We start from the raw sequence: 368 nt of genomic DNA, 5'->3' as shown, positions 1-368 counted from the left end.
GCAGATTACTTGGCGTGGAGAACCAATGTTCTTCTCGCAAACATACAAGCTAGCAATGAAGTCATGCTCGACGATGGAACAAATACAATATCAACATTCCAGACTCTTATTGAAACTGAACAGCATGTTTATCGGAATAAAAGAAGCAGAGATATACTAATGTCTGCTCTTGGTATAAAAAAAGCTAGAGTGATTTATCCAAGAAAAACATTCCGCCTTTTCACTTTTTTTAATCTAGTATCTAAAAATTCCCCATTGATAGAAACGATTTCATCACACTGAAAGAAAGACTTAATATAAATTATTGTTATTCAGAAACAGCCCCTGTCGGCTTTATCGGTCAAGGTCTGGTTGGCAGTCGAGGAATG

General features: G+C 36.7%; 1 pseudogene. It reads left to right on the top strand.

Annotation, left to right across the window (positions count from 1 at the left end):
- Positions 1–282: pseudogene (locus CIK04_RS33660) on the top strand (hypothetical protein); the annotation flags it as partial.
- Positions 283–368 lie beyond the last annotated feature (86 nt).

It is taken from the genome of Vibrio sp. 03_296 (assembly GCF_002265885.1).
The sequence above is the reverse complement of the archived record's forward strand: the minus strand, read 5'-3'. Positions and strand labels throughout refer to the sequence as shown.